The 25,358-nt window shown below is 71.5% G+C and carries 29 protein-coding genes; 14 read left to right on the top strand and 15 right to left on the bottom strand.

Features of this window, described 5'->3' with window-relative positions; all coding sequences use genetic code 11:
• Positions 1 to 158: 158 nt before the first annotated feature.
• The gene (locus tag JK359_RS26365; protein WP_201840543.1) at positions 159 to 608 is read left to right on the top strand and encodes a hypothetical protein; all 450 of its coding nucleotides are present in this window, start codon (positions 159 to 161) and stop codon (positions 606 to 608) included.
• A 71-nt stretch (positions 609 to 679) separates the two neighbouring features.
• Here the strand turns inward: JK359_RS26365 and JK359_RS26360 are convergent, their stop codons facing one another.
• The 3 genes from JK359_RS26360 to JK359_RS26350 form a co-directional block, all read right to left on the bottom strand.
• A complete protein-coding gene (locus tag JK359_RS26360) occupies positions 680 to 1,789 on the bottom strand; it encodes an RNA polymerase sigma factor SigF (protein WP_201840540.1) in 1,110 nt (369 codons plus the stop codon).
• Between the two features lie 17 nt (positions 1,790 to 1,806).
• Positions 1,807 to 2,223 carry an ATP-binding protein gene (locus tag JK359_RS26355; protein WP_201840538.1) on the bottom strand — a complete coding sequence of 139 codons (417 nt, stop codon included), beginning with the start codon at positions 2,221 to 2,223 and terminating at the stop codon, positions 1,807 to 1,809.
• Between the two features lie 359 nt (positions 2,224 to 2,582).
• Complete coding sequence (locus tag JK359_RS26350; protein ID WP_201840536.1) at positions 2,583 to 2,843, bottom strand: UBP-type zinc finger domain-containing protein; 261 nt, start codon at positions 2,841 to 2,843, stop codon at positions 2,583 to 2,585.
• A 62-nt stretch (positions 2,844 to 2,905) separates the two neighbouring features.
• Between JK359_RS26350 and JK359_RS26345 the strand changes: the two genes are divergently transcribed.
• Positions 2,906 to 4,489: a Na+/H+ antiporter gene (locus JK359_RS26345; RefSeq protein WP_201840534.1), complete on the top strand. Its 1,584-nt coding sequence runs from the start codon at positions 2,906 to 2,908 to the stop codon at positions 4,487 to 4,489.
• Here JK359_RS26345 and JK359_RS26340 read toward each other — a convergent pair.
• Positions 4,486 to 5,415 (bottom strand): 1-aminocyclopropane-1-carboxylate deaminase/D-cysteine desulfhydrase, encoded by a 930-nt coding sequence (locus JK359_RS26340; protein WP_201840532.1) that lies wholly within the window; start codon positions 5,413 to 5,415, stop codon positions 4,486 to 4,488. The genes JK359_RS26345 and JK359_RS26340 overlap by 4 nt on opposite strands.
• A 277-nt stretch (positions 5,416 to 5,692) precedes the next feature.
• Entirely contained in the window at positions 5,693 to 6,286 is a 594-nt protein-coding gene (locus tag JK359_RS26335) for an N-acetylmuramoyl-L-alanine amidase (protein WP_201840530.1), read from the bottom strand.
• 304 nt (positions 6,287 to 6,590) lie between these two features.
• Between JK359_RS26335 and JK359_RS26330 the strand changes: the two genes are divergently transcribed.
• The 4 genes from JK359_RS26330 to JK359_RS26315 all read left to right on the top strand — a co-directional run bounded on the left by JK359_RS26330 (position 6,591) and on the right by JK359_RS26315 (position 10,247).
• On the top strand, positions 6,591 to 7,997 hold the full coding sequence (locus JK359_RS26330) for a family 2B encapsulin nanocompartment shell protein (protein WP_201840528.1): 1,407 nt from the start codon (positions 6,591 to 6,593) through the stop codon (positions 7,995 to 7,997).
• Positions 7,998 to 8,109: 112 nt separating this feature from the next.
• Positions 8,110 to 9,297, top strand: a complete 1,188-nt coding sequence (locus JK359_RS26325; RefSeq protein WP_201840525.1) for a family 2 encapsulin nanocompartment cargo protein polyprenyl transferase — start codon at positions 8,110 to 8,112, stop codon at positions 9,295 to 9,297.
• A gap of 334 nt (positions 9,298 to 9,631) precedes the next feature.
• Positions 9,632 to 9,877: a hypothetical protein gene (locus tag JK359_RS26320; RefSeq protein ID WP_201840522.1), complete on the top strand. Its 246-nt coding sequence runs from the start codon at positions 9,632 to 9,634 to the stop codon at positions 9,875 to 9,877.
• A 37-nt stretch (positions 9,878 to 9,914) separates the two neighbouring features.
• Positions 9,915 to 10,247 (top strand): DUF952 domain-containing protein, encoded by a 333-nt coding sequence (locus JK359_RS26315; RefSeq protein WP_201840519.1) that lies wholly within the window; start codon positions 9,915 to 9,917, stop codon positions 10,245 to 10,247.
• Between the two features lie 54 nt (positions 10,248 to 10,301).
• Here JK359_RS26315 and JK359_RS26310 read toward each other — a convergent pair whose 3' ends face one another.
• From JK359_RS26310 to JK359_RS26300, 3 genes are all read right to left on the bottom strand, one after another.
• Complete coding sequence (locus tag JK359_RS26310) at positions 10,302 to 11,063, bottom strand: VOC family protein (RefSeq protein WP_201840516.1); 762 nt, start codon at positions 11,061 to 11,063, stop codon at positions 10,302 to 10,304.
• A gap of 121 nt (positions 11,064 to 11,184) precedes the next feature.
• Positions 11,185 to 11,601 carry a VOC family protein gene (locus JK359_RS26305; protein WP_201840513.1) on the bottom strand — a complete coding sequence of 139 codons (417 nt, stop codon included), beginning with the start codon at positions 11,599 to 11,601 and terminating at the stop codon, positions 11,185 to 11,187.
• A gap of 34 nt (positions 11,602 to 11,635) precedes the next feature.
• Positions 11,636 to 11,989, bottom strand: a complete 354-nt coding sequence (locus JK359_RS26300) for a helix-turn-helix transcriptional regulator (RefSeq protein ID WP_201840831.1) — start codon at positions 11,987 to 11,989, stop codon at positions 11,636 to 11,638.
• A 150-nt stretch (positions 11,990 to 12,139) separates the two neighbouring features.
• Here JK359_RS26300 and JK359_RS26295 point away from each other — a divergent pair, with 150 nt between their 5' ends.
• Both JK359_RS26295 and JK359_RS26290 read left to right on the top strand, forming a co-directional pair.
• A complete protein-coding gene (locus JK359_RS26295; RefSeq protein ID WP_201840511.1) occupies positions 12,140 to 13,294 on the top strand; it encodes an inorganic phosphate transporter in 1,155 nt (384 codons plus the stop codon).
• Between the two features lie 16 nt (positions 13,295 to 13,310).
• Complete coding sequence (locus tag JK359_RS26290) at positions 13,311 to 13,535, top strand: hypothetical protein (RefSeq protein WP_201840508.1); 225 nt, start codon at positions 13,311 to 13,313, stop codon at positions 13,533 to 13,535.
• A 114-nt stretch (positions 13,536 to 13,649) separates the two neighbouring features.
• On the opposite strand, the gene sodN is transcribed toward JK359_RS26290, so the two are convergent.
• Complete coding sequence (gene sodN / locus JK359_RS26285) at positions 13,650 to 14,045, bottom strand: superoxide dismutase, Ni (RefSeq protein ID WP_004983535.1); 396 nt, start codon at positions 14,043 to 14,045, stop codon at positions 13,650 to 13,652.
• A gap of 145 nt (positions 14,046 to 14,190) precedes the next feature.
• Here sodN and sodX point away from each other — a divergent pair, with 145 nt between their 5' ends.
• Entirely contained in the window at positions 14,191 to 14,625 is a 435-nt protein-coding gene (gene sodX, locus JK359_RS26280; RefSeq protein WP_201840830.1) for a nickel-type superoxide dismutase maturation protease, read from the top strand.
• On the opposite strand, the gene JK359_RS26275 is transcribed toward sodX, so the two are convergent.
• Complete coding sequence (locus tag JK359_RS26275) at positions 14,529 to 15,158, bottom strand: CGNR zinc finger domain-containing protein (RefSeq protein ID WP_201840506.1); 630 nt, start codon at positions 15,156 to 15,158, stop codon at positions 14,529 to 14,531. The genes sodX and JK359_RS26275 overlap by 97 nt on opposite strands.
• Before the next feature lie 101 nt (positions 15,159 to 15,259).
• Here JK359_RS26275 and JK359_RS26270 point away from each other — a divergent pair, with 101 nt between their 5' ends.
• Complete coding sequence (locus JK359_RS26270; RefSeq protein ID WP_201840504.1) at positions 15,260 to 16,018, top strand: class I SAM-dependent methyltransferase; 759 nt, start codon at positions 15,260 to 15,262, stop codon at positions 16,016 to 16,018.
• A 148-nt stretch (positions 16,019 to 16,166) separates the two neighbouring features.
• On the opposite strand, the gene JK359_RS26265 is transcribed toward JK359_RS26270, so the two are convergent.
• The 3 genes from JK359_RS26265 to JK359_RS26255 are packed head-to-tail and all read right to left on the bottom strand — an operon-like array spanning position 16,167 to position 18,903.
• The gene (locus tag JK359_RS26265) at positions 16,167 to 16,919 is read right to left on the bottom strand and encodes an amino acid ABC transporter ATP-binding protein (protein WP_201840827.1); all 753 of its coding nucleotides are present in this window, start codon (positions 16,917 to 16,919) and stop codon (positions 16,167 to 16,169) included.
• Between the two features lie 50 nt (positions 16,920 to 16,969).
• On the bottom strand, positions 16,970 to 17,905 hold the full coding sequence (locus JK359_RS26260) for an amino acid ABC transporter permease (RefSeq protein WP_201840503.1): 936 nt from the start codon (positions 17,903 to 17,905) through the stop codon (positions 16,970 to 16,972).
• A 38-nt stretch (positions 17,906 to 17,943) separates the two neighbouring features.
• Positions 17,944 to 18,903 carry an ABC transporter substrate-binding protein gene (locus tag JK359_RS26255; RefSeq protein WP_201840501.1) on the bottom strand — a complete coding sequence of 320 codons (960 nt, stop codon included), beginning with the start codon at positions 18,901 to 18,903 and terminating at the stop codon, positions 17,944 to 17,946.
• A 546-nt stretch (positions 18,904 to 19,449) separates the two neighbouring features.
• Here JK359_RS26255 and JK359_RS26250 point away from each other — a divergent pair.
• From JK359_RS26250 to JK359_RS26235, 4 genes are all read left to right on the top strand, one after another.
• Positions 19,450 to 20,673 (top strand): NAD(P)-dependent malic enzyme, encoded by a 1,224-nt coding sequence (locus JK359_RS26250; protein ID WP_201840499.1) that lies wholly within the window; start codon positions 19,450 to 19,452, stop codon positions 20,671 to 20,673.
• 210 nt (positions 20,674 to 20,883) lie between these two features.
• On the top strand, positions 20,884 to 21,849 hold the full coding sequence (locus tag JK359_RS26245; RefSeq protein WP_201840497.1) for a zinc-binding dehydrogenase: 966 nt from the start codon (positions 20,884 to 20,886) through the stop codon (positions 21,847 to 21,849).
• Between the two features lie 112 nt (positions 21,850 to 21,961).
• On the top strand, positions 21,962 to 22,171 hold the full coding sequence (locus tag JK359_RS26240) for a helix-turn-helix domain-containing protein (protein ID WP_201840494.1): 210 nt from the start codon (positions 21,962 to 21,964) through the stop codon (positions 22,169 to 22,171).
• Complete coding sequence (locus JK359_RS26235) at positions 22,171 to 22,734, top strand: Clp protease N-terminal domain-containing protein (protein ID WP_201840491.1); 564 nt, start codon at positions 22,171 to 22,173, stop codon at positions 22,732 to 22,734. Before JK359_RS26240 ends, JK359_RS26235 begins: the two co-directional genes overlap by 1 nt.
• A gap of 251 nt (positions 22,735 to 22,985) precedes the next feature.
• Here JK359_RS26235 and JK359_RS26230 read toward each other — a convergent pair whose 3' ends face one another.
• Both JK359_RS26230 and JK359_RS26225 read right to left on the bottom strand, forming a co-directional pair.
• A complete protein-coding gene (locus JK359_RS26230) occupies positions 22,986 to 24,050 on the bottom strand; it encodes a PadR family transcriptional regulator (protein ID WP_201840488.1) in 1,065 nt (354 codons plus the stop codon).
• 1 nt (position 24,051) lies between these two features.
• Positions 24,052 to 25,206, bottom strand: coding sequence for a DUF4097 family beta strand repeat-containing protein (locus JK359_RS26225; protein ID WP_201840486.1), 1,155 nt, complete (start codon positions 25,204 to 25,206; stop codon positions 24,052 to 24,054).
• Positions 25,207 to 25,358 lie beyond the last annotated feature (152 nt).

Raw genomic sequence — 25,358 nt, 5'->3', positions numbered from 1 at the left:
GATCCGGTAAGAGGTGGGGGCGTGAGTCTGGACACGTGGCGCTGTCACGGGCGGGCCGTCCGTGACAGGTACAGGTCGGGAAACCGTCCGTGACGGGTGCGGGCGCGGCCTCCCGTACCGACCGGCCGCCCAGGGTACCGGGCGGCTACCCTGCTGGGGTGAGCAGTCAGCAGAAGCCCGTCCAGGACACCGCCGAAGCCGGCACCGCCGAGCCGCGCCCGCGCCGGCTGACGTACGCGGCCGTGCTCGCCGCGCTGGAGGGCGCCGCACTCGTGGCCGGCGGCCTGTACGCGCTGGTCCTCGGGATCACCGGTGACCCGGACGACCGGCAGCAGGCCGTGTCCCTCGGGATCACCCTGGTCGTGCTCGCGCTGCTGCCGCTGATCGCCGCGCGCGGTCTGCTGCTGCGGCGCCGCTGGAGCCGTGGCCCGGCCGTGATCACTCAGGTCATGGCGCTGCCGGTGGCCTACAACCTGCTCCGGGCCGACAGCATGGCCATCCCGGCCGGGATCGTCCTCGGGGTGATCGCCGTGGCGGCGCTGGTGCTCCTGGTCAACGGCGAGACGACCCGGGCCCTCGGGATCAGGGGACCGGGCAGGGCCGAGTAAGGGCTCACGGAGCACGCTCGGCGAGCGGGCTCACCGGGCACGGTTCACGCGTGGGGCCCGGTGAGCGGGGCTCACTCCTCGACGAGGAGCTTCTCGCGCAGCTGGGCCAGCGTGCGGGCCAGCAGCCGGGAGACGTGCATCTGGGAGATGCCGACCTCCTGCGCGATCTGCGACTGGGTCATGTTCCCGAAGAAGCGCAGCAGCAGGATCCGCTTCTCGCGCGGCGGCAGGTCCTCCAGCAGCGGCTTGAGGGACTCGCGGTACTCCACACCCTCCAGCGCCTCGTCCTCGGCACCCAGGGTGTCGGCGACCGCCGGCGACTCGTCGTCCGTGTCGGGCACGTCCAGGGACAGCGTGGAGTACGCGTTGGCGGACTCCAGGCCCTCCAGGACCTCCTCCTCGGAGATGGCGAGCTTCTCGGCCAGCTCGTGAACCGTGGGGGAGCGGCCGTGCAGCTGGGACAGCTCGGCGGTCGCCGTGGTCAGCGCGAGCCGCAGCTCCTGGAGCCGGCGCGGCACCCGGACCGCCCAGCCCTTGTCGCGGAAGTGCCGCTTGATCTCGCCGACGACGGTCGGGGTGGCGTACGTGGAGAACTCCACGCCGCGCTCCGGATCGAACCGGTCGACGGACTTGATCAGGCCGATCGTGGCGACCTGGGTGAGGTCGTCCAGCGGCTCGCCGCGGTTGCGGAAGCGGCGTGCCAGGTGTTCCACGAGCGGCAGGTGCATACGGACCAGCTGGTTGCGCAGCTCCGCGTACTCCGCGCTGCCCGCGTTCAGCTTGCGCAGCTCCACGAACATCGCCCGCGCCCCGCTGCGGTCCTGGGGGTCGTGCTGTGTGGCCTGCACGGCCTCCGCGCCCAGCGCGTCGTCGTCGGCGTACCGCTCGTGCTCGCTCATCGTCCCGCCCGTAGCCCTTCCCCGAGCCCTCGCCCCCGCGCGGTCGGCGGACCCGGCGCCGCCGCGCGCCTCCGGCGGGGCGGCCTGGCCGGCGTCGTCACCGTCGACCCGTGCTGAGTCGCCCTCCGGGTGCGGCCTGGCCTGCTCGGGGATGCCGTCGATGCCGTCCGCCATGCGCCGGGAACCGTCCCGGGGGACCTCCCCGGACGTCTCGGCTCCGGACCAGGGGGCACCCCCGTCCCCGGTCGGCAGCTCCCGTGTGCCGCGCTCTTCGTCCCGCACCGGCCCGTCCCCGTTCCTCACGCCGGCCCGGGACCCGCGCCGCGCTGTTTGTAGAGGCTGATCGACACCGTTTTGTCCTCGTCCACGGCGGACGAGACCTTGCCCGCGAGGGCCGACAGCACGGTCCAGGCGAAGGTGTCGCGTGAAGGGGCGTGGCCGTCCGTCGTCGGCGCCGACACGGTGACCTCCAGCGAGTCGTCGACGAGCCGGAAGACACAGCTGAGGACCGAGCCGGCCACGGCCTGCTGCAGCAGGATCGCGCAGGCCTCGTCGACGGCGATGCGCAGGTCCTCGATCTCGTCCAGGGTGAAGTCCAAGCGGGCCGCCAGACCGGCCGTGGCCGTCCGCAGCACCGACAGGTAGGCACCCGCAGCCGGAAGCCGGACTTCCACGAAGTCCTGGTTCGCCGCGGGCTCGCCTGCGATCTGGGACACCCTCACCTCCATGGTGGTACAAGCTTTACGGGGCCGAGGGTTGCCCCCCGGGGTAACGCGTACGTGGTTCAAGCGGTGACGCTATCGCGCTCCGAACGTTCCTGTCCCCGGGACCCCAACCCCCTGGCGTCACTCACAGTAAAGCTGTGGATACGCTCCGTGTCTAGAGGGTCTGCGGGCCCAAATGGGAAGAGCGCGCGCCGGGTTGACGTACCCAGACGTCAGACGCTCGAACCGTCGTGCGGCCGCCGCCGAATGCAGTGTCACACGAGAACGCGGTCGGATGAGAACGCTCTCGGCGAGAACACCTCGCGGGGCTCCCTGGAGCGATCTCCGCGGCGCCCCTCGGAGCGCCCCGCTCAGACCAGCACGTGGTCCACGAAGCACCACCGCCAGTCCTCGCCGGGCTCGAACGTGCGCATCACCGGGTGTCCCGACGTCGCATGGTGCTCCGTCGCGTGCCGTCCCGGCGAGGAATCGCAGCAGCCGACGTGACCACAGCTGAGACACAGCCGCAGCTGCACCGGATGTGTGCCGTCCCGCCGGCACTCCGGACAGGTCTCGTCGAGCGGCTCCGGTTCCGGGTGCGGCAGCGCGTCGGCGTGCGTGCACTGTTTCATGATTGCCAGATTACGACGGGTGTGCGGGTGGCCGCGCGGAAAAACGAGGGTGGGCGAGGTCGATGGTCGTGATGCCGCTGCTGTTGCTGGTGGCGGGCAGTGCCGCGGTGGCCGCCGCGGCACGGCGCACCCCCGCGCCGGCGCCCCTGCTGCTGGTCGCGGTCGGTCTGGCCGTCTCCTACGTCCCCGGCGTGCCGTCCTACACCCTCGATCCGCACGTCGTCCTGCCGCTGCTGCTGCCCCCGCTGCTGTACACCTCCGCGACCGACAGCTCCTACCTCGACCTGCGCGCCCAGCTGCGGCCGGTGGCCCTGCTCTCGGTGGGCTACGTGCTCTTCGCGACCTTCGTCGTCGGCTGGGCCGCCTATGTGATCGTCCCCGGGCTGTCGCTGCCGGCCGCGCTGGTGCTGGGCGCGGTCGTGGCCCCGCCGGACGCGGTGGCCGCCACGGCGGTCGCCCGCCGGGTCGGCCTGCCCTCCCGGATCACCACCATCCTCCAGGGCGAGTCCCTGCTGAACGACGCCACCGCGATCACCGCGTACAAGGTCGCGCTCGGCGCGGCCACCGGTGAGGGGGCCACCTGGGCGGGCGGGATCGGCGAGTTCCTGCTCGCCGCGGTCGGCGGCGTGGGGGTCGGCCTCGTCCTCATGGCCCCCCTGCACTGGCTGCGCACCCACCTCACCGAACCGCTCCTGCAGAACACCCTCTCCCTGCTGATCCCGTTCGTCGCCTACGGGGTCGCCGAGCAGGCGCACGCCTCCGGAGTGCTCGCCGTCGTGGTCGTCGCCCTCTACCTCGGCCACCGTGCGTGGGAGGTCGACTTCGCCACGCGCCTGCAGGAGGAGGCGGTGTGGAAGATGGTCGCCTTCGTGCTGGAGTCCGCGGTGTTCGCGCTGATCGGACTCCAGCTGCCGATCGTCCTCAAGCGGCTCGGGGAGTACGAGGGCGGGTCCGCGGCCTGGTACGCGGTCGCCGTCTTCCTGGTCGTCGTCGTGGCCCGGTTCGTCTGGGTCTACCCGGCCACCTTCGTGCCCCGGCTGCTGTCGGCGCGCATCAGGGAGCGTGAGGACAACCCCACCTGGCGGGGGGCGATGGTCACCTCGTGGGCCGGCATGCGCGGTGTCGTCTCCCTCGCCATCGCCTTCGCCATCCCGTCGTCCATGCCCGACGGCCCGCGCAACCTGATCATCTTCCTGACCTTCACCACCGTCATCGGCACGCTCGTCGTGCAGGGCGTCACCCTGCCCCCGCTGATCCGGATGCTGAAGTTCCCCGGCCGCAATCAGCAGGCCGAGACGCTCGCCGAGGCCAACGCGCAGGCGCAGGCCTCCCGCGCCGCCGAGACCCGGCTCGACGAACTCCTCTCCGACGAGCGCAACGCCCTGCCGCCGCCGCTGGCCGACCGGCTGCGCATGGTCCTGGAGCGCCGCCGCAACGCCGTCTGGGAGCGACTCGGCCAGGTCAACCCGGTCACCGGCGAATCCGTGGACGACACCTACCGCCGGCTCTCCCGCGAGATGATCAGTGCCGAGCGCGAGGTCTTCGTCCGGCTCCGCGACCACCGCTACATCGACGACGAGATGCTGCGCGCCCTGCTCAGACGGCTGGACCTGGAGGAGGCTGCCGCCTTCCGGGAGGCCGGCTAGCGCCCCGGCGCGTCCGCGGGAGCGAGGCCGTCCGCCGGGAACGGGCGCCCGGTGACGACGGCGGCGATCGTCGTCCCGCGCGCGAAGGCGCCCTCGCCCGCAAGGGTGACGAGTCCGTACAGCAACTTGGCGACATAGAGACGCTCGACGGGGAGTCCGTGCCGCTCCTCGAAGTCCTGTGCGAACGCCGTGAGTTCCGGTGTCGTACGGCCGTAACCCCCGCAGTGGAAGCGGTCGTCCAGCGACCAGGTGCCGGTGCGGGCTCCGAAGGCACGTTCCTGCAGGGCCTGTACACCGGCTTCCAGGAAGCCTCCCTTCAGGACCGGCACCCCGAGCGCGCGCTGTCCGGCCGGCAGGCCGGCGGCGAGGCCGGCGAGGGTGCCGCCGGTGCCGCAGGCGACCGCGACGACGTCCGCCCGGCCGCGCAGTTCCTCGCCGAGGGCACGGCAGCCGCGCACCGCCTCGGCGTTGCTGCCGCCCTCGGGGACGACGTACGCGCCCTCGGCGCCGGCCGCGTGCAGGATCGCGGCCAGAATCTCCGGCTCGGACTTGCGCCGGTACGTCGACCTGTCGGTGAAGTGCAGCCGCATGCCGTCGGCCGCGCACCGGGCCAGGGAGTGGTTGAGCGGCCGGTCGGCCAGCTCCTGGCCGCGGACCACCCCGACGGTCGGCAGCCCCAGCAGACGGCCGGCCGCCGCGGTGGCCCGCAGGTGGTTGGAGTAGGCCCCGCCGAAGGTGACCAGCGGACGGTTCCGGGCCGCCGCGAGGTTCGGCACGAGTTTGCGCCACTTGTTGCCGATCAGCTCCGGGTGAATGAGATCGTCGCGCTTGAGCAGCAGCCGCAGCCCGTACCGGGCGAAACGGTCGTCGCGTATCTCCTGGAGGGGCGAGGGGAGGCGGGGCGTGAGCGGGTCGGGGCTGGTCACAACTTCATTGTCGCCCGGATGAGGGACGGCGCCAGGCGGCAGCACCCCGGAGGAACGGGGGAACCGCGAGAACCAGCCCCACGTCCGCCCACGTCGCAGTACGCGATGCCCCCGCCCCCTGACGGCGCTACCCCCTTCAGCCGTTCCCGTACCCGCGACGCGTCCGCCCCCGAGGGCGCTGTCCCTTCAGCCGTTCCCGTACCGCGATGCGTCCGCCCCCGAGGGCGCTGTCCCTTCAGCCGTTCCCGTACCCGCGATGTGCCCGCCCCCGAGGGCGCTATCCCTTCAGCCGTTCCCGCACCCGCTCCCTCAGCCAGGCCATCGTGAACCCCCGCGGGTCCACCTTCCCCGGCTGCCACTCCCGGTGCCCGATGACCGACCGTTCCGTCCACCCGTGCCGCCGGCACACCGCCGCGGCGACCCGCTCGATCGCGTCCAGCTGTTCCTCCGGCCAAGGGTCCTTCCCGTTGCCGAGGTTCTCGCACTCGAAGCCGTAGAAGTGCCGGTTGCCGTCGGTGTTCGCCTCGTTGTCCGGGGGCAGCCCCTTCTCGGCGATGACCGCGCGGAGCACCTCGTCGTCACCGAGCCCGGCGTGGTTGGCGCGGCCGTAGCCGACCAGGTGGACCGTGCCGTCCTTGGTGATCACGCCGTGGCACAGCGGCCCCGGCAGGTCGGCGTGGCCGTCCCGGCACAGCTCCACCGTGCGCGCGCTGCCCTGCGTCACCGTGTGGTGGATCATCACGCCGTGGACCGGGCCCCACGGGCCCTTGTGGTTGCGGTTGTGGTGCCGCCAGTCGCCGACCTCGACGACCGTGACGCCCTCCGCCAGCAATGCGTCCAGAAACCCGCTCGCCGACATGGGTGGGGCCATGACCGACTCCTTCGTGCCGTGCCCGTCCGGCCGCCGGTCGCGGCCGTTTCGTCCAGCGGACTTCTACCGAAACCGGACGTCGTGGAACACATCGTTCGCACGCTGTGCGAGCCGATCCGGACAGACAGTGCAGACGGCACATCCGGTACCTACCGGGGCGAGAGGCCTCTTCGTGCCCAGTAATCAGATGATCCATTCCCGCTCGTTCGGGTAATGGCGCGACCACGTTCCGTGCTGAAAGGCTCGGTCCGAAGACCGGTGCGGGTGCGATACGGCACCGGAATACACGGGAGGGCATTTCTCTATGTCGGTAGGCGAAGAGGTCCGCACGGAGCAGGGCAAGCCGCAGCAGTCCCTCGGGACGGCGGCAGCGCGGAACCTGGCCACCACCACCAAGTCCGTTCCACAGATGCAGGAGATCAGCTCCCGCTGGCTGCTGCGCACGCTTCCCTGGGTGGACGTCCAGGGCGGTACCTACCGGGTGAACCGGCGGCTGACCTACGCCGTCGGCGACGGCCGTATCACCTTCGTGAAGACCGGCGACCAGGTGGAGGTCATCCCGGCCGAGCTGGGTGAGTTGCCGGCCCTGCGGTCGTACGAGGACGAGGAGGTCCTGACCGAGCTGGCCCGGCGCTGCCGACAGCGTGACTTCGCACCCGGCGAAGTGATCGCCGACTTCGGTAACCAGACCGACGACGTCTACCTGCTGGCCCACGGCCGCGTGGAGAAGGTCGGCACCGGTCCCTACGGCGACGACGCCGTCCTCGGTGTCCTCGCCGACGGCGCCTACTTCGGCGACCAGGCGCTGCTCGACCCGGACGCCATCTGGGAGTACACCGCCCGCGCCGACACCGCGTGCACGGTGCTCATCCTGAGCCGCCAGGACGTCGAGCAGGTCGCGGAGCGCTCCGACACCCTCCGCGCGCACCTGGAGCAGGTCCGCTCGATCCCGGACCAGCGGACCAACAAGTACGGCGAGAAGGAGGTCGAGCTGGCGGCCGGCCACTCCGGCGAGCCCGACATCCCGCACACCTTCGTGGACTACGAGGCACGGCCCCGTGAGTACGAGCTGAGCATCGCCCAGACCGTGCTGCGCATCCACTCCCGCGTGGCCGACCTGTACAACCAGCCCATGAACCAGACCGAGCAGCAGTTGCGGCTCACGGTCGAGGCGTTGAAGGAGCGCCAGGAGCACGAACTGGTCAACAACCCGGAGTTCGGCCTGCTCAGCAACTGCGAGTACGACCAGCGGATCCAGCCGCACGACGGCGTGCCCAGCCCGGACGACCTGGACGAGCTGCTCAGCCGCCGCCGGGGCACCAAGCTCCTCCTCGCCCATCCGCGCGCGATCGCGGCGATCGGACGCGAGCTGAACAAGCGGGGCCTGGTGCCGGAGACCGTCGACATGGCCGGCAACCGCATTCCCACCTGGCGCGGTGTGCCGATCTACCCGTGCAACAAGATCCCGATCAGCGAGGCCCGGACGACCTCCATCATCGCCATGCGTACCGGCGAGTCGGAGCAGGGCGTCATCGGCCTGAGGCAGTCCGGCATCCCGGACGAGATCGAGCCCAGCCTCTCCGTGCGGTTCATGGGCATCAACGAACAGGCCATCATCAAGTACCTCGTGACGGCGTACTACTCGGCCGCCGTCCTCGTGCCGGACGCGCTGGGTGTGCTGGAGAACGTCGAGATCGGCCGGTGGAGGTGACGTTTCCGCACTTCGCGGCCGTGTCTTCACCCGCCGAGGCGGGTAACCCCTGGGGATACACGTCCGGCCGGGCCGGCGACGCCGGCCTCCGCGGACCTGGCGAGGGGGTTGCATGGCCGAGTTCATGACGGAAACCGAACAGCGTTCCCCCGGTGTGCCGCGGCCCGGCACGGCGGGGGAGCCGCGGCCCGGTACGGCGGGGGAGGTGCGGCCCGGTACGGCGGGGGAGCCGCGGGAGAAGGCCGGTGACACCGGTCCGCTCGACGGGCAGGAGGCGGCCGTGCTGCTGGAACGCACCCGCGCCCTGGTCGACCCGGAACTGCGTGCGGCCGTCGAGTCGCTGCCCGGCTCCATGCGCAGGGTCGCGCTCTACCACTTCGGCTGGGAGCACGCGGACGGCACCCCGGCGGCGGGCAACGCGGGCAAGGCGATAAGGCCCGCCCTGGTCCTCGCGGCCGCCGCGGCGCTCGGCGGCCCGGCGGCCCGGGTGGCGGCCGTGCGGGCGGCAGCGGCGGTCGAAGTGATCCACAACTTCACGCTGCTGCACGACGACGTGATGGACCGGGACACCTCCCGCCGGCACCGGCCCACGGCGTGGACCGTCTTCGGCGACGCCGACGCGATCCTCGCCGGTGACGCCCTCCAGGCGCTGGCCCTCCGGCTGCTCGCCGAGGACCCGCACCCGGCCGCCGTGCCGGCCGCGGCCCGGCTCGCGGACTGTGTCGTGGAGCTGTGCGCCGGCCAGCACGCCGACACCGAGTTGGAGCAGCGCGCGCCCGACGCGGTCACCCTGGACGAGGTGCTCGCCATGGCCGAGTCCAAGACCGGCGCCCTGCTGGGCTGCGCCTGCGCCATGGGCGCGCTGTACGCGGGCGCCGGGCAGGAGGAGGTGGCCGCGCTGAACGGCTTCGGCCGCCAGGCCGGGCTCGCCTTCCAGCTGATCGACGACGTCATCGGCATATGGGGCAACCCGCAGCACACCGGCAAGCCGGCCGGTGCGGATCTCGCCGCCCGCAAGAAGTCCCTGCCGGTGGTGGCGGCGCTCGGCTCCGGCACCCCGGAGGCGGCCGAACTCGCCGCGCTGTACGGGAAGCCGTACCTGGAGGAGGAGGCAGAGGCCGGGGAGATAGCGCGTACGGCACTGGTGGTCGAGCGGGCCGGCGGCCGGGACTGGGCCCAGGCGGAGGCGGCCGACCGGATGGCCCTCGCGGTGCAGGAACTGTCCCGGGCGGTGCCCGATCCGGAGGCGGCCGGCGGCCTGCTGGCACTCGCCGAGTTCGTGACCCGGCGCCACAGCTGAACCGCGGATCGGGTGCATGACCCGGCGCCACAGCTGAACGCCGCTGTTCCCGGCGGCCGAGCAGACCCCGGAGACCCCGGACCGTGCGGCTCCTGACCCCGCACGCCACCGGGGCTCCGGCCGGGCGGGCCCCGCACATCAACGGTGTGCGGGGCCCGTCGTCGTGTCCGGCGCCCGAAACGGCCCGCGCGGCCTGCCGAGCCCCCGCACCACGACGAGGGGAGCGTGCGGCGCGACGACGGGAGTACGACAACCGAACCACTACAGGCGGAGTGGCTCTCGGCCGTACGTGCGGCAGGAAGCGCTGAGCCCGCCGCGGCTCTACCCTGAGGACATGGACAGAGAGCCACGTGTCTGTCCCGACTGCGGACAGCCCGTCGACACGGTCGTCAAGCGGCACAAGACCCTGGGCGCATGGGTGCCGGTCTGGGGCCCGGGCCCGTGCCACAACCCCGACTGCCCGTCCCACGTCGACGACGGCCGGCCCCCCGCCGAGGCCGGCCGGAACGCCGACGCGGCGCAGCGGCCCTCCGGACCCGGGAAGCCGTCGGAGGCGGGCGCGGAGGATCACGCGCTCTGACCGCGTCGGCAGCCCGGGGACGCCGTAGCGTGGGCGCATGCCGAAACTTCCCTACATCGTGCACGTCACCGAGCGCTCCCTGTGGGAGGCGGCGCGCGAGCACGGCGCCTACGAGGTGTCGACCCGGGGCCGCACCCTCCAGCAGGAGGGCTTCATCCACTTCTCCACCCGTGAACAGCTCCCGCGCATCGCCGAGTTCCTCTACGGCGACTACGACGGCCCGGACGCCCTGGTCGTCCTCGTCGTGGACCCGGCCCTGGTCGGGGTGCCGGTGAAGTACGAGTCCGCCGAGCCGGGCGGGGAGGAGTTCCCGCACGTGTACGGTCCGGTGCCGGTCGAGGCCGTGGTGGACGTGGAGCCCTGGGGGTGACGATGTGAGCCGTGGCCGTGGCCGTGGCCGTGGCCGTCGGGGCGGGCCGGCGTTCTACACGGCGGCGGTACGGCCCCGCGCGTCGCCGTCCGGCAGGCCGCCCGTCTCCGGGTCGCGTCCGGTCAGGCAGTACGTGCCCGCCGCCGGATCACGCATCACGGCCCAGTGGGCTCCCTTGCGGACGAGGGAGGCGCCCAGCTCCTCGTGCCGGGCTCGGACCGCGGCGATGTCCGCGCAGGCGAGGTCGAGGTGGGCGGAGGCCGGCCGCTCCTCGTCGAGCCGCTGGAGCAGCAGCCGGACCGGGAAGCCCGCCGGCGGCTGCAGTACCCGGAACTCCGGGCGGGAGCCTGCCCGTTGCTCCCATCCGGTCAGTCCGGACCAGAACGCGGCCTCGCTGTCGTACCGGGACGGCGGGATGTCCAGGCACACCTGGTCCAGGCGGCTGCCGGACACCACCGGCGGCCGTACCGCCTCCCCGTGCCAGGGCACGGCGCAGAACAACTGGCCCGCGGGAGAACGCAGTACGGCCCAGTCCCCGTGGTCCGCCACGAGGGCGGCGCCGAGCCGGCGGGCGAGTGCGGTCAGCTTCCGCACGTCCTCGGCGCACAGGTCGATGTGAGCGCCGCCGTCCCCCTCGCGGACGCCCTGCAGCTTCACGCCCGGATCCGTGCCCTCGGGCAGCAGCGTCACGAACTCGCCGTCGGCACCGCGGAATTCGGACAGCCGCGTCCCCGTGACGGACGTCCAGAACGCGCACGCGCCGGCGAAGCGCGCGACGGGGCGGTCGGCGAAGGCGTACGTCCAGCGAATGACCATGACCGGAGTGTAGGCGGGCCCTGCCGCGGTCACGGGCGGGGATCCGGGCCGCGGGGTGCCCGGCGGGACGTAGGCCGTGGCGCGCCCGGCGGGACGTAGGCCGTGGGGCGCACGGCGGGATTCACGTCGAGGGGCGTTCGAGGAAGCGGAGTTGGTTGCCGGCCGGGTCCCGGAAGGCGCAGTCGCGCACCCCGTACGGCTGGTCCGTCGGTTCCTGCAGCACGTCGCCGCCGGACTCCCGCACCCGCTCGTACAGCGCGTCGCAGTCGGGCGTGGTGAAGATGACCCCGCGCAGCAGACCCTTGGCGAGGAGTTCGTTCAGCGCCTGCTTGTCCGCGGGGGAGGCGTCCGGGCTCGCGTCCGGGGGCTCCAGGACGATCTCCACGTCCGGTTGGAGCGGAGAGCCCAGGGTCACCCAGCGCATCCCCTCGAAGCCCACGTCGTTGCGGATCTCCAGACCGAGCACATCACGGTAGAAGGCGATGGCCTTGTCGTGGTCGTCCACGGCGATGAAACATTGCGCGAGTTTCACGTCCATGCACTCACCCTAGAGCCGACGGACGGGCCGTGCCTCAGTACGGGCGGCGGCGCGGACGGGTCAGCCGACGGGCCACGCAGGACGGGATGACCGCGCTCTCCTCGTGGTCGCGGGCACGGTAGGCGCTCGGGGTCTCGCCGACCAGCTCGGTGAAGCGGGAGCTGAAGGAACCGAGCGAGGTGCAGCCGACGGCCATGCACACCTCGGTCACCGTGAGGTCGCCCCGGCGCAGCAGCGCCTTGGCCCGCTCGATACGGCGGGTCATCAGATAGCTGTACGGAGTCTCCCCGAACGCCCTGCGGAAGCTGCGCTGGAAGTGGCCCGCGGACATCAGGGCGTCACGGGCCAGTTCGGTCATGTCGAGCGGCTCGGCGTACTCGCGGTCCATACGGTCGCGCACGCGGCGAAGCCGTCTCAGGTCCTCCAGGGCGGTCACTCCCTCAGCTTCGCACAGGACCACACACCGCAGTCCCCGCGATCGGTGGAGCGTTTCCCTCCAGTTATCGCGGCATTGGCCTGTCCTTGCTTGGCTTGAGGGATGGACCACATCACGTTCCTCGTGGCGGTCGTCATCGTCACGGCACTGGCGTTCGACTTCACGAACGGGTTCCATGACACCGCGAACGCGATGGCCACTTCCATCGCCACCGGTGCGCTCAAGCCCAGAACCGCGGTCCTGATCAGCGGTGTGCTCAACATCGCCGGGGCCTTCCTGTCCACCGAGGTCGCCAAGACGATCTCCGGTGGCATCGTGGACGATGCCCAGGTCACCCCCGTGATGATCTTCGCGGGGCTGGTCGGGGCGATCCTCTGGAACCTGCTGACCTGGCTCGTCGGGCTGCCCTCCAGCTCCTCGCACGCCCTCTTCGGCGGGCTCATCGGAGCAGTCTGGGTCGGTGCGGGCTCCCATGCCGTGCACTTCGACAAGGTGGTCGACAAGGTGCTGATCCCGGCCGTGGCCTCCCCGGTGGTGGCCGGTGTCGCGGCCCTGGCCGCCACCTACCTCGCCTACCGGCTCACCGCCCGCGCCCGCCGGGACGCGGTCACGAAGGGCTTCCGTCTCGGCCAGGTCGCGTCGGCGTCCCTGGTCTCGCTCGCGCACGGCACCAACGACGCGCAGAAGACCATGGGCGTCATCACGCTGACGCTGATCTCGGCGGGCGCGCTCGGTCAGGACGCGGGCCCGCCGGTCTGGGTGATCGCCTCCGCGGGCCTCGCCATCGGCCTCGGCACCTACCTGGGCGGCTGGCGGATCATCCGCACGATGGGCAAGGGCCTGACGGAGATCCACTCGCCGCAGGGTTTCGCCGCTGAGACGGCTTCCACTGCCGTCATCCTCACCTCCGCCCACCTCGGCTTCGCGCTCTCCACCACGCAGGTCGCCTCGGGCAGCATCCTCGGCGCCGGCCTCGGCCGACGGCTCGCCGAGGTCCGCTGGGGCGTGGCCGGCCGCATGGCGCTGGCCTGGCTGATCACGCTGCCTGCCGCCGCGCTGGTCGGCGGACTGGCCGCGAGCGTGGTCAAGCACGGTGGGAACGTCGGCACCGTCGTCATCGCCCTGGTCGCGCTGGCCCTCGCCGCGACCATCTTCGCCCTGTCCCGGCGCAACCCGGTGCGCGCCGGCAACGTCAACGACCACCACGAGGTCACCGTCCGCCACCCGGCCCCGGCCCACGCCGGCCCGGCCGCCTGAACCCCGGGAGCCCTGCATGCATGTCGACTGGTCCGCCCTCGGCCAGGTCGCCGCGGTCAGCCTCGGCGTCACCCTCGCCGTGGTCGTCGTCTTCACCCTCGGTGTCCTGGGCCTGTCCCGCGCGGAGGGTTCCGGTACCGGAGGCTCCGCCGTCGGCCGGGCGCAGGCGGCCCTGTGCTTCCTCGCCTGCGCGGCGGTGGTGGGGTACGGGATCTGGCTGATCGTGCCGCAGTTCCACTAGGTCCGCCGGGCGGACAGCCGGAAGCGGCCCGCCCGGAAATCCCGGACGGGCCGCTCACGCGCGACCTCTGTCCCGTGGCGGACGGCCGCGGGGCAGAGACGAAAGGCTCTGGGGTCAGGCCTTCTTGGTCTCCCAGAAGATCTTGTCGATCTGGGCGATGTAGTCCAGGGCCTTCTGGCCCGTCGCCGGGTCGGTGGACGCCTTGGCGGCCGAGAGGGCCTTCAGGGTGTCGTTGACCAGCTGGTGCAGCTCCGGGTACTTCTCGAAGTGCGGGGGCTTGAAGTAGTCGCTCCAGAGCACGGAGACGTGGTGCTTCGCGAGCTCCGCGCGCTGCTCCTTGATGACGGTGGCGCGTGCCTGGAAGTGGGGGTCGTCGTTACCGGCCATCTTCTCCTGGACGGCCTTCACCGACTCCGCCTCGATGCGGGCCTGGGCCGGGTCGTACACGCCACAGGGCAGGTCGCAGTGGGCGCTGACCTTGACCTTGGGGGCAAACAGGCGGGAAAGCATGGAGCATTCCTTCCTCGTGATCGTCTTCTCAGGTGCGACATTACTCCCTGTGGAAGGCGATTTCTCGGGTGCCCCCTAGGGCTTAGGACAAAAGTCCAGGGTGAGACTGAGACTGGTGGAGGAACGGACCGGGGAGGTGCCGGGGATGCCGGAGCCGTCGCAGGAGACCGAACGGGGGAGGGCCGTGGCGCCCTTCGGGATCGCGGAGGTGACGGGGCCGTCCATGGTGCCGACGCTGCACCACGGGGATCAGCTGCTGGTGCGCTACGGGAGCGGGGTCAGGCCCGGTGACGTCGTGGTCCTGCGTCATCCGTTCCAGCAGGACCTGCTCGTCGTGAAGCGGGCCGTGGAGCGGCGCGAGGGTGGCTGGTGGGTGCTCGGGGACAACCCGTACGCGGGTGGGGACAGCACCGACTACGGCGTCGTGCCCGAGGAGCTGATCCTCGGGAAGGCGTGGTTCCGGTTCCGGCCGCGCAAGGCCGGTCAGCGCTCGCCGCTCGCGCTGCTGCGCTGGACGCTCTCCGCCGCCAGGCCGCTGCTGCCCGACCGGTCGGCCTCCAGGCGCTTGCGGGCCCGGTAGGCGGCCACGTTGGCGCGGGTCGCGCAGCGGTCCGAGCAGTAGCGCCGGGAGCGGTTGGTGGAGGTGTCGAGGTAGGCGTTGCGGCAGGGGGCGGCTTCGCACAAGCCGAGGCGGTCCACGCCGTACTCGGTGAGGTGGAAGGCCAGGCCCATCGCCGCGATCGCCGCGTAGCCCGCCGTGGCGTTGGACGGGTGGTCGGCCAGGTGCATGTGCCACAGCGGGCGGCCGTCCTCGTCGCGGTGGTCGTGCCCGGAGATCTGCGGGCTGACCGGGAACTCCAGCAGCAGTGAGTTCAGCAGGTCCACGGCGAGGGTCTCGTCGCCCTTGTCGGCGGCCTCGAAGACCGCGCGCAGCCGGCCCCGGACCGAGCGGAAGCGGGTGACATCGGCGTCGGTGGCGCGGCGGGCCGCCGACGAGTTGTCGCCGAACAGGTCGCGGACGGCCTCGACGGAGGTCAGGGAGTCCTTGCCCCGGGCCGGTTCCTCGCTGTTCACGAGACGTACGGCGTAATCCGAGTAATAGGCCAGTTCCACTTGTAGTCCTTACGGGGGCGCTCTATGGTCGTGGCTGCGAGCGGGGTAACAGCCGGTCGTGCTTCCAGGGTATTACGCGAGTGCGAGGAGACGGTGTTTCCATGACCACCAGTACCGGAACCGACTGGTCCGCCTGGCAGGAGAGCTGGGACCGGCAGCAGGAGTGGTACATGCCGGACCGCGAGGAGCGCTTCCGGATCATGCTCGACATGGTCGAGGCGCTCGTCGGCACGGCCCCGCGCGTGCTCGACCTCGCCTGCGGCACCGGCACCATCACCGCCCGGCTGCTCCGGCGCTTCCCCGAGGCGACCAGCACCGGCGTCGACCTCGACCCGGCCCTGCTGGCCATCGCGCGCGGCACCTTCGAGGGCGACGGCCGCGTCTCCTTCGTCACCGCCGACCTCAAGGACCCCGACTGGGCGGCGAAGCTGCCGTACGACTCCTACGACGCCGTCCTGACCGCCACGGCCCTGCACTGGCTGCACAAAGCACCCCTCGCGGCCCTTTACGGTCGGGTCGCGGAGCTGGTCCGCGACGGCGGTGTCTTCATGAACGCGGACCACATGATCGACGAGTCCACGCCCCGGATCAACGCGGCCGAGCGCGCCCAGCGACACGCCCGCATGGATCAGGCCAAGCGGGACGGTGCCCTGGACTGGGCGCAGTGGTGGCAGCTGGCGGCCGAGGACCCGGTCCTCGCCGAGCCGACCGCCCGCCGCTTCGAGATCTACGGCGAGCACGCGGACGGGGACACGCCGTCGGCGGCGTGGCACGCCGCGGTGCTGAAGGAGAAGGGGTTCGCGGAGGCCCGGGCGGTGTGGGCGTCGCCGTCCGACAGCCTGCTGCTCGCCGTGAAGTAGAACGCGTCGGTCCGGACATGCGGGAGGGGCGGTACGAGAACACTCGTACCGCCCCTCCGCACGTCCGGGCCGAGCCCCGAAGGGCGCGGGACACCGCGCGGCCGGCCACAGCCGACCCGCAACCGAAACGACGGCTACCGGCGGAGCCTCACAGCACCTTGGACAGGAACGACTGCGTCCGCTCGTGTTGCGGGTTCGTCAGGACGTCCCGAGGGTGGCCGGATTCCACCACCACACCGCCGTCCATGAACACCAGGCTGTCGCCCACCTCGCGGGCGAAGCCCATCTCGTGGGTGACGACGACCATGGTCATGCCGGACTCGGCGAGGTCCCGCATGACGTCCAGGACGTCACCGACCAGCTCCGGGTCCAGGGCCGAGGTCGGCTCGTCGAACAGCATCAGCTTCGGGTCCATCGCCAGGGCCCGGGCGATCGCCACCCGCTGCTGCTGGCCGCCGGAGAGCTGCGAGGGGTAGTGCCCCGCCCGGTCGGCCAGGCCCACGCGGTCCAGCAGCTGCATGGCGCGTTCCTTGGCCTGGGTCCGGTTCACGCCCTTGACCTGCACCGGCGCCTCCATGACGTTCTCCAGAGCCGTCATGTGCGGGAACAGGTTGAAGCGCTGGAAGACCATGCCGATGTCGCGCCGCTTCATGGCGACCTCGCGGTCGCGCAACTCGTACAGCTTCTCGCCCTGCTGGCGGTAGCCGACCAGCTCGCCGTCGACGTACAGCCGCCCGGCGTTGACCTTCTCCAGGTGGTTGATGCACCGCAGGAAGGTCGACTTGCCGGAACCGGAGGGGCCGATGAGGCAGAACACCTCGCCCGGCTTCACCTCCAGGTCGATCCCCTTGAGCACCTCGACATGGCCGAAGGACTTGTGGACGCCCTCCGCCTTGACCATCGGGACGGTGCCCTTCGGCGGGGTGTCCTGCGTCTTGCTGAGCTTGTCGGTCATCCCATGCCTCCACTAGGACGGCCCAGAGAGAGCATGTTCGTCTTCACCTTCTGCCACGGCGTGGGCGGCAGCTGGCGGCTGGAGCCGCGGGCGTAGTAGCGCTCGATGTAGTACTGGCCCACGCTCAGGACGGAGGTCATGATCAGGTACCAGGCAGCGGCGAGGAAGTACATCTCCACCGGGGCGCCGGAGTTCTGGCCGATGTCCTGGGCGTAGCGGAACAGCTCGGGATACTGGACGGCCGCCACGAGCGAGGTCGTCTTCAGCATGTTGATCACTTCGTTGCCCGTCGGCGGCACGATCACGCGCATCGCCTGCGGGATGATGATCCGGCGCAGGGTCTTGCTGTGGCTCATGCCGAGGGCGTGGGCCGCCTCGGTCTGGCCCTCGTCCACCGCGAGCAGGCCGGCCCGGCAGATCTCGGCCATGTACGCCGCCTCGTTCAGACCCAGGCCGAGCAACGCCGTCAGCAGCGGCGTCATGAAGTTCGACCACTCGTCCTTGTAGAGCGGCATCAGGTTGATGTACTGGAAGACCAGGCCCAGGTTGAACCAGAGGAACAGCTGCACCAGGACCGGGGTGCCGCGGAAGAACCAGATGTAGAACCACGCGATGGACGAGGTCACCGGGTTCTTCGACAGCCGCATCACCGCGAGGAGGATGCCGCCGACAATGCCGATCAGCATCGAGAGGACCGTCAGCAGCAGCGTCTTGTAGACACCGGTCGTGATCCGGTCGTCGAAGAAGTAGTCGGGGACCGCCTGCCAGTTGATCTGGCCCTGGCTGAACGCGTAGATGATCGCACCGAAGATCGCGATCGCTATGACGGCGGCGACGTACCGTCCGTAGTGCCGGACCGGGATGGCCTTGAGGGCCTCCGCGCCGGCCGGGGGCGTGTCCGTCGGCCCCGCCGTCTTGTCGATGTCAGTCACGGGTATTGCCTCTCAGTGGCCGCTCAGGCTGTCGCGGATCACTTGCCGCCGTTGATCACGGACTTGGTGACGGCGCCGTCCTGGGCGCCCCACTTCTCGAGGATCTGCTTGTACTCGCCGTTCTTGATGATCGCGTCCATCGCGGCCTGGAGGGCGTCGCGCAGCTGGGTGTCCTTCTTGGCCACGGCGATGCCGTACGGGGCCGCCTCGACCTGGTCACCGACGATCTCGAAGTCCTTGCCGCCGCCGGAGGTCTTCACGGCGTACGCGGCCACCGGGAAGTCGGCGGAGACGGCGTCGGCGCCGCCCGAGCGCAGCCGGGTCTGGGCCTGCTGGTTGTCGTCGAAGGCCTCGATGGAGAGCTTCTTGCCGCCCGGACACTTCTTGGCCTGCGCCTTGGCCAGGTCCTCGGAGGTGGTGCCGCGCTGCACGGCGAGCTTCTTGCCGCACAGGTCGTCCCAGGTCGTGATGCCCTTGGTGTCACCCTTGCGGGTGTAGATCGAGACACCGGCGGTCAGGTAGTCGACGAAGTCGACGCCCTCACCGACCTTCTTGTCGGTGTCCGGGTCGATGCCCTCCTGACGGTTCTTGTTGTCCGTCATGGCCGACATCGCGATGTCGTAGCGGTTGGAGCGCAGACCGGTGAGCAGGGCGTCGAACGTGCCGTTCTGGAAGTCGAACTTCACGCCGAGCTGCTTGCCGAGGGCCTCCGCGAGGTCGGGGTCCAGTCCGACGACCTTGCCGGAGTCGTCCTTGTACTCCACGGGGGCGTACGCGATGTCGGATCCGACCCGGATGACACCCTTGCTGCGGATGTCCTGCGGGAGCTTGTCGGCGAGCGGGGCGCTGTTGCTGGACGCGCTGCCGGAGTCCTTGTCCTTGTCCTGGGTCTGGTCACCGCAACCGGTGAGCAGCAGGGCGCCCGCGACCGCGATCGCACCGACCGCGGCCAGACGGGAGCGCACGGCGCTGGTACGACGGGTGGAGCTTGCGGTCATCGTGGTTCCTCCGGCGGATGGGAAGAGTTGCCGATGGGTCGACGGAAACACACACCTTCGGGTGTCGCGACCTCGTGGGTTTACGGCATCTTGCCATTCGGACTACGCCATTCAGGGTCGTCGCTATGTCAAAATCGGATAACGGGTGGCCCCCGAATCGCATCAGGTCGGTACAACACCGGTCCATAGCCACCGAACCATCTACGGGAATCCAGCGTTCCAGCCGGAAAATCTTCAGCGTGTCTCACGATGCGGGCAGTCCGGGCCTGGGTGTTTTCGCGCCGATCCGGCCCGTCGGCCGGGCGTCACCTTGCCGTCGCTTTCCGGTTCCGAGATGTGACCTTGCACCTAATGGACTCGTCGCGGGCACCGTCCGTCCGGTAAGAAGGTTCTTTACACCCCTCATCCGGGGCTCAGGGCGCGTGTGCGGCGCGCCCGTCGCGTACAGCTCGTACGTATCCGCAATCGAGCCGTACGTGGTGCCCGCCCACCCCTCACCAGGAGTGGTCGACCCTCAAACCATGCATACCTAAGGGGTAAGACAAAGTGGCAGCGGAGATCGTCAATCCTCGCAGCGACGGCAAAACGGACCAGGACGGCGGGGCGGAGCCCCTCGATTCCTTCGATCCGGCGTTCGCGCTTCACCGCGGCGGCAAGATGGCCGTGCAGGCCACCGTGCCGGTCCGCGACAAGGACGACCTTTCCCTCGCGTACACGCCCGGCGTCGCGCGCGTGTGCACCGCGATCGCGGAACAGCCGGAGCTGGTCAACGACTACACGTGGAAGTCGTCGGTGGTCGCCGTCGTGACCGACGGTACGGCCGTGCTCGGACTCGGAGACATCGGTCCGCAGGCCTCCCTCCCCGTGATGGAGGGCAAGGCCATCCTCTTCAAGCAGTTCGGCGGTGTCGACGCGGTGCCGATCGCGCTCGACTGCACCGACGTGGACGACATCGTCGAGACCGTCGTCCGGCTCGCTCCCTCGTTCGGCGGAGTGAACCTCGAGGACATTTCGGCGCCCCGGTGCTTCGAGATCGAGCGCCGGCTGCAGGAGCGTCTGGACATTCCGGTCTTCCACGACGACCAGCACGGTACGGCCGTCGTGACGCTCGCGGCGCTGCGGAACGCGGCGCGGCTCAGCGGGCGTGAGATCGGGCAGCTGCGCGCCGTCATCTCGGGTGCCGGTGCGGCCGGTGTCGCCATCGCCAAGATGCTGGTCGAGGCCGGCATCGGGGACGTGGCCGTGGCGGACCGCAAGGGCGTCGTCTCGGCGGACCGGGAGGACCTGACCCCGGTCAAGCGCGAGCTGTCCGGGTTCACGAACAAGGCCGGCATCACCGGCTCGCTGGAGGACGCCCTCGCGGGCGCCGACGTCTTCATCGGTGTCTCCGGCGGCACGGTCCCCGAGGAGGCCGTCGCCTCCATGGCCGAGGGTGCCTTCGTGTTCGCGATGGCCAACCCGAACCCCGAGGTGCACCCGGACGTCGCGCACAAGTACGCGGCGGTCGTCGCCACCGGGCGTTCGGACTTCCCGAACCAGATCAACAACGTGCTGGCCTTCCCCGGGATCTTCGCGGGCGCGCTGCAGGTGCGGGCCACGCGGATCACGGAGGGGATGAAGATCGCGGCGGCGGAGGCGCTGGCCGCGGTGGTCGGTGACGACCTCGCCGCCGACTACGTCATTCCCTCGCCGTTCGACGAGCGGGTCGCTCCGGCGGTTACCGCGGCGGTGGCTGCGGCTGCTCGTGCCGAGGGCGTCGCTCGTCGCTGACGTCGCGCTCGCATGGCCCCGTCCGTCTGGGCGGGGCCATTTCCTTTCCCCCCGCGCACCCGTCTCGCGCGTCGACGAGGCACCCCGCGGTCGGGGGCCGCGGTGGGCCTCGGTATGGGGCTGCGCTGGACGGGTGCCGCTGCGCAAGAGGGCATGTGTCACAGGCCATCGCCGTTCCGCCCGCTGATCAGTGCCCCTATCGTCGGCTGCATGTTCGCTGTCTACGCCGCCCGAATCGACCGCGACCAGCCGCTCACCGGCCTCGAGTTGGGGGAGCGTCCGGCTCCCGAGGCCCGGCCCGGCTGGAGCACCATCAATGTGCGGGCCGCTTCCCTCAACCACCACGACCTCTGGTCCCTGCGGGGCGTCGGCCTCCCGGAGGGCCGGCTGCCGATGATCCTCGGCTGCGACGCGGCCGGCGTCGACGCGGACGGCAACGAGGTCGTCCTGCACTCCGTCATCGGCCAGAGCGGCCACGGCGTCGGCCCCGACGAGCCGCGCTCCATCCTCACCGAGCGCTATCAGGGCACCTTCGCCGAACAGGTCGCCGTGCCGACCTGGAACGTCCTGCCCAAGCCGAAGGAGCTGTCCTTCGCGGAGGCCGCCTGTCTGCCGACCGCCTGGCTGACGGCGTACCGGATGCTGTTCACCAACGCCGGCGTGCGGCCCGGTGACTCGGTCCTCGTCCAGGGCGCGGGCGGCGGCGTGGCCACGGCCGCGATCATCCTCGGCAAGGCGGCCGGGCTCCGGGTCTTCGCCACCAGCCGGGACGAGGCGAAGCGGAAGCGAGCCGTCGAACTCGGGGCCGTGGAGGCCGTGGAGCCCGGCGCGCGGCTGCCGCAGCGGGTGGACGCCGTCATCGAGACCGTGGGCGCCGCCACCTGGTCCCACTCGGTGAAGTCCCTGCGGCCCGGGGGCACCCTCGTCATCTCCGGTGCGACCAGCGGGGACCGGCCCTCGCACGCCGAGCTGACCCGGATCTTCTTCCTGGAGCTGAAGGTCGTCGGCTCGACCATGGGCACCAAGGACGAACTGGAGGACCTGCTCTCCTTCTGTGCCGCGACCGGTGTACGGCCCGTCATCGACGAGGAGCTGCCGCTGGACCGGGCCCGCGAGGGCTTCGAGCGGCTCGCCTCGGGGGAGCAGTTCGGGAAGATCGTGCTCACCAACTCCTGAACTCCCTCCGGAGGGACGGCCGGGCGGGTCCGCAGTGCCGGGCCCGCCTTTCTCTCACCCCCGCTGTCAACTTTGGTTGACGTAACCGTGAGTGTCAACGTAAGTTGACATCATGACCGAGGCGACGGATCTCGCCCAGCGTGCCGGTGACCGCGATCCGCGGGTGGGGCTGCGTGCCGTGGCCGCGCTCCGCAGGGTGCTGGAGCAGCTGGAGGCGGTACAGGTGCGCAGCGCGCGCAATCAAGGCTGGTCGTGGCAGGAGATCGCCGCGGAGCTGGGTGTCAGCAGGCAGGCCGTGCACAAGAAGTACGGGAGGCAGTGATGTTCGAACGCTTCACCAGGGACGCCCGCGAGGTCGTACAGGGCGCGGTCGAGCACGGACGGCGCGAGGGGCTGCGGTCCGTCGGCGCCGAGCACCTGCTGCTCGCCCTCCTCGACCGCGAGGCGAGCCGTGCCTCCTTTGCCCTGGCCGCGCTGGGGCTCGCGGACCGCAAGGAGTCCGTGCGGGAAGCGCTGGAGGGGGCGCGGCGACGGGCCGGACTGTCCCGGGCCGAGGCGGACGCCCTGGCCGGGCTCGGGATCGACGTCACGGAGGTCGTCGCCCGGGTCGAGGAGGTGCACGGTGCCGGAGCGATGTCCGGCGACCACCGGGAGCGGGGCTGGTGGTCGGGGCGCCGCTCCTTCGGCCGCGACGCGAAGGGTGTCCTGGAGGGCGCGTTGCGCGCCGCCCTCGACCGCCGTGACCGGCACATCGGCGACGAACACATCCTCCTGGCCCTGACCGTCCGCGCCGGCGTGCCCGCCGAGGTGCTCGCCGACCACGGGGTGACCTACGAGTCGGTGCGGCGGGTGCTGTACGGCCGGGGAACAGCACAGGCGGGCTGACGGCACCCGCGCGGACGGCCGGAGCGGACCCGGCCGTACGACCGGCCGACGACCCGGCCGTACGACCGGCCGACGATCCGGCCGTGCGACCGGACGACGGCATACGCGCGGGACGGGCGGTGCCGGCTCGGCGGGGTGTGCCGCTCCGGGCCGGACGGTGCAGGTCTTCGGGGCGTGCACGGTTCAGGTCTTCGGGCTGCACGGTTCAGGCCGTCGGGCCGCGCACGGTTCAGGCCTTCGGACCGGACGGTTCAGGTCTTCGGGCCGCGCAGTATCGCCCCGATGCGGGTCGCCGCCGCCGACAGATGGCCGCGGGCGTCGCGCAACTGGTCCTCCGTGACGCCGTGGTCGCGGGCGGCGTCACGGATGTCGTCGCGGAAGCGGTCGAGGAGGCGGTCCAGATCGCGGGCCGGGTCACCGGTGGGGGGCTCATGGGCCCACGACGGTTCGTACCCGGCGGGGAAGTCGTCCGGCGTCGTGGAGTACTCCGGTCCCGCGGCGGCAGCCGGCCTGCCCGTGCCGGGGTCCCCTGCCGGGCGGCCGAAGCCCCGGTCCTTGCCGAACCCCCTGCCGAAGTCCTTCCCGAACTCGCCGAACTCCTTGGCCAGTTCCGTCAGGCCCTCGCGGACGCCGGTCGGCCAGTCGCCGCGCGTGAAGTGGTCCTGTACCCGGTCCTGGACCCGGCGGGCGATGCGCTGGACCTCCTCCTGGGCCTGGGCCTGCGCCCGGGCCTGTGCCTCCTGGGCCTGGCGGCGAGCCCGCTGGGCCTCGTCGCGGGCCCGGCGGCTCTCGTCCTTGGCGCGGCGGGCCTGCTCCTTCCACTCCTGCCTGGCCCGGCGCATCTCCTCCTTGGCGGCCTTCCAGGCCTCCTTGTCACCCGGCTCGGTGTGCTCCCCGAAGGGGCCGGTGCCGGCTGCGTCGGTGCCCCGGCGGGCCTCGGAGGCCGCCGCCCGCATCTCGCGGCGCAGGTCACCCGCCGCGCCCCGCACATCGGCCCTTATCTCGGCGGCCAGCTCCGCGACCGACTCCCGGATCTCCAGCTCCAGGTCCGCCAGCTCGCCGCTGCGCTCGGTCAGTTCGGCGCGGCCGGCGTCCGTGATGGCGTACACCTTGCGGCCGCCCTCGCTGGTGTGCCGGACCAGGCCCTCCGCCTCCAGCTTCGCCAGGCGGGGATAGACCGTGCCCGCCGACGGGGCGTACAGCCCCTGGAAGCGTTCCTCCAGGAGCCTGATCACCTCGTAGCCGTGGCGCGGGGCCTCGTCGAGCAGCTTGAGCAGGTACAGGCGGAGGCGTCCGTGGGCGAAGACGGGAGGCATGTCAGAGCACCTTCTTGTCGGTCGTGCCGTCGGCCGGGGCGCCGCTGGCGCCGGCGTCCTGGCCGGAGACGGAATTGTCCCCCGAAGCGGCCGGGGCACCGGTGACCGGGTGAGGTGCGGGACCGGTGTGCGGGCCGGAGTCGGAGCGGGTGCCGGAGTCGGTGCCAGCGCCTGTGCCGGCCTCCATGTCGGAGCCGGAGCCGGAGCGGGTATCGGAGCCAGAGCCGGAGCCGGAGCGGGTGCCGGAGTCGGTGCCGCAGCTGGTGGCGGTGCCGGTGCCGGTGCCGGTGTCGGTGCCGGGGTCCGGGGTCTGTGGGGGTTCCGTCTCCCACGCAGTGCCCTCCGCTTCGGCCCGGGGCGGGCGGCGCAGGAGGGCGATGGAGCCGGAGACCGTGGTGGCGCGGAGCCGGCCGGTGCCCGCGCCGAGCCGGCCGGTGATCTTGTGGGCTCCCCACTGGCCGTGCACCCGCAGCCCCTCGAAGGCGTTGGAGATCGTGCCGCTCGCCGTGTTCGCCTCCACCTCGGCGTCGGCCGGATGCGGCAGGCGGACGGCGATCTCGCCGGAGACGCTGGAGAGGCCCACCTGCGTGGGGCCGCCCGGGTCCAGATCGACGATCATGGAACCGCTGACCGAGTCCGCCCGGACGGAAGGGCCGGAGCCCTCGACCACCGTCAGGTCTCCCGAGACCGAGCGGAAGCGGAGATCACCGGTGACCGCCTGGGCCTCCAGGTTGCCCGACACGGTGTCGGCGCGGACCGGGCCCGAGATGCCGACCAGGGTGGTGTCGCCGCTCACGCCCTTGATCACCGCGGGACCCCGGATGCCGGAGACGACGGCGGCGGCGCCGACCACGCCCACCTCCACGCGGGTGTCGGCGGGGACCGCGAGGGAGACGACGGCGGTGCGGCGCCAGCCCTTCTGGTCGAGCCGCTTGAGGAAGCCCTTCCAAGGCAGGTCCTCGTACGCAACGGTCAGGGTGTCGCCCTTCTGGGTGACCACCAGGGGCGCCCCTTCGATCTCCGAGACTTCCAGTCGGGCGGAACGGTCGTCCGTGCCCACGACGTTCACGGTGCCGTTGACGATGCGGACCCGGAGGTCGCGCAGGGGCGTGTCGAAGGTCAGCTTCTGAGCCTCGGTGACGGACCACTCGGGCATGGGGCCTCCTAGGGGCGCGGACGCGGGGCGGACACGCCATATCGCGTCCTCCGTCAAACACGATATATCGCGCCTGTGGGAAGTCAAGGCGCTCCTCCGTGTCACGGGCCGCAGCCGGTAGGGCCGGGCCGGGCGGGGTGCCGGGCAGGGGT

The sequence above is a fragment of the Streptomyces actinomycinicus genome (assembly GCF_016741775.1).
Classification (GTDB): domain Bacteria; phylum Actinomycetota; class Actinomycetes; order Streptomycetales; family Streptomycetaceae; genus Streptomyces; species Streptomyces actinomycinicus.
The sequence above is the reverse complement of the archived record's forward strand: the minus strand, read 5'-3'. Positions and strand labels throughout refer to the sequence as shown.

Coding starts and splice junctions, on each gene's coding strand:
- JK359_RS26350 (WP_201840536.1), bottom strand. CDS start 2,843: ATGAAACAGTGCACGCACGCCGACGCGCTGCCGCACCCGGAACCGGAG.
- JK359_RS26345 (WP_201840534.1), top strand. CDS start 2,906: ATGGTCGTGATGCCGCTGCTGTTGCTGGTGGCGGGCAGTGCCGCGGTG.
- JK359_RS26335 (WP_201840530.1), bottom strand. CDS start 6,286: ATGGCCCCACCCATGTCGGCGAGCGGGTTTCTGGACGCATTGCTGGCG.
- JK359_RS26330 (WP_201840528.1), top strand. CDS start 6,591: ATGTCGGTAGGCGAAGAGGTCCGCACGGAGCAGGGCAAGCCGCAGCAG.
- JK359_RS26325 (WP_201840525.1), top strand. CDS start 8,110: ATGGCCGAGTTCATGACGGAAACCGAACAGCGTTCCCCCGGTGTGCCG.
- JK359_RS26320 (WP_201840522.1), top strand. CDS start 9,632: ATGGACAGAGAGCCACGTGTCTGTCCCGACTGCGGACAGCCCGTCGAC.
- JK359_RS26315 (WP_201840519.1), top strand. CDS start 9,915: ATGCCGAAACTTCCCTACATCGTGCACGTCACCGAGCGCTCCCTGTGG.
- JK359_RS26310 (WP_201840516.1), bottom strand. CDS start 11,063: ATGGTCATTCGCTGGACGTACGCCTTCGCCGACCGCCCCGTCGCGCGC.
- JK359_RS26305 (WP_201840513.1), bottom strand. CDS start 11,601: ATGGACGTGAAACTCGCGCAATGTTTCATCGCCGTGGACGACCACGAC.
- JK359_RS26300 (WP_201840831.1), bottom strand. CDS start 11,989: ATGGACCGCGAGTACGCCGAGCCGCTCGACATGACCGAACTGGCCCGT.
- JK359_RS26295 (WP_201840511.1), top strand. CDS start 12,140: ATGGACCACATCACGTTCCTCGTGGCGGTCGTCATCGTCACGGCACTG.
- JK359_RS26290 (WP_201840508.1), top strand. CDS start 13,311: ATGCATGTCGACTGGTCCGCCCTCGGCCAGGTCGCCGCGGTCAGCCTC.
- sodN (WP_004983535.1), bottom strand. CDS start 14,045: ATGCTTTCCCGCCTGTTTGCCCCCAAGGTCAAGGTCAGCGCCCACTGC.
- sodX (WP_201840830.1), top strand. CDS start 14,191: ATGCCGGAGCCGTCGCAGGAGACCGAACGGGGGAGGGCCGTGGCGCCC.
- JK359_RS26270 (WP_201840504.1), top strand. CDS start 15,260: ATGACCACCAGTACCGGAACCGACTGGTCCGCCTGGCAGGAGAGCTGG.
- JK359_RS26265 (WP_201840827.1), bottom strand. CDS start 16,919: ATGGTCAAGGCGGAGGGCGTCCACAAGTCCTTCGGCCATGTCGAGGTG.
- JK359_RS26255 (WP_201840501.1), bottom strand. CDS start 18,903: ATGACCGCAAGCTCCACCCGTCGTACCAGCGCCGTGCGCTCCCGTCTG.
- JK359_RS26245 (WP_201840497.1), top strand. CDS start 20,884: ATGTTCGCTGTCTACGCCGCCCGAATCGACCGCGACCAGCCGCTCACC.
- JK359_RS26240 (WP_201840494.1), top strand. CDS start 21,962: ATGACCGAGGCGACGGATCTCGCCCAGCGTGCCGGTGACCGCGATCCG.
- JK359_RS26235 (WP_201840491.1), top strand. CDS start 22,171: ATGTTCGAACGCTTCACCAGGGACGCCCGCGAGGTCGTACAGGGCGCG.
- JK359_RS26230 (WP_201840488.1), bottom strand. CDS start 24,050: ATGCCTCCCGTCTTCGCCCACGGACGCCTCCGCCTGTACCTGCTCAAG.
- JK359_RS26225 (WP_201840486.1), bottom strand. CDS start 25,206: ATGCCCGAGTGGTCCGTCACCGAGGCTCAGAAGCTGACCTTCGACACG.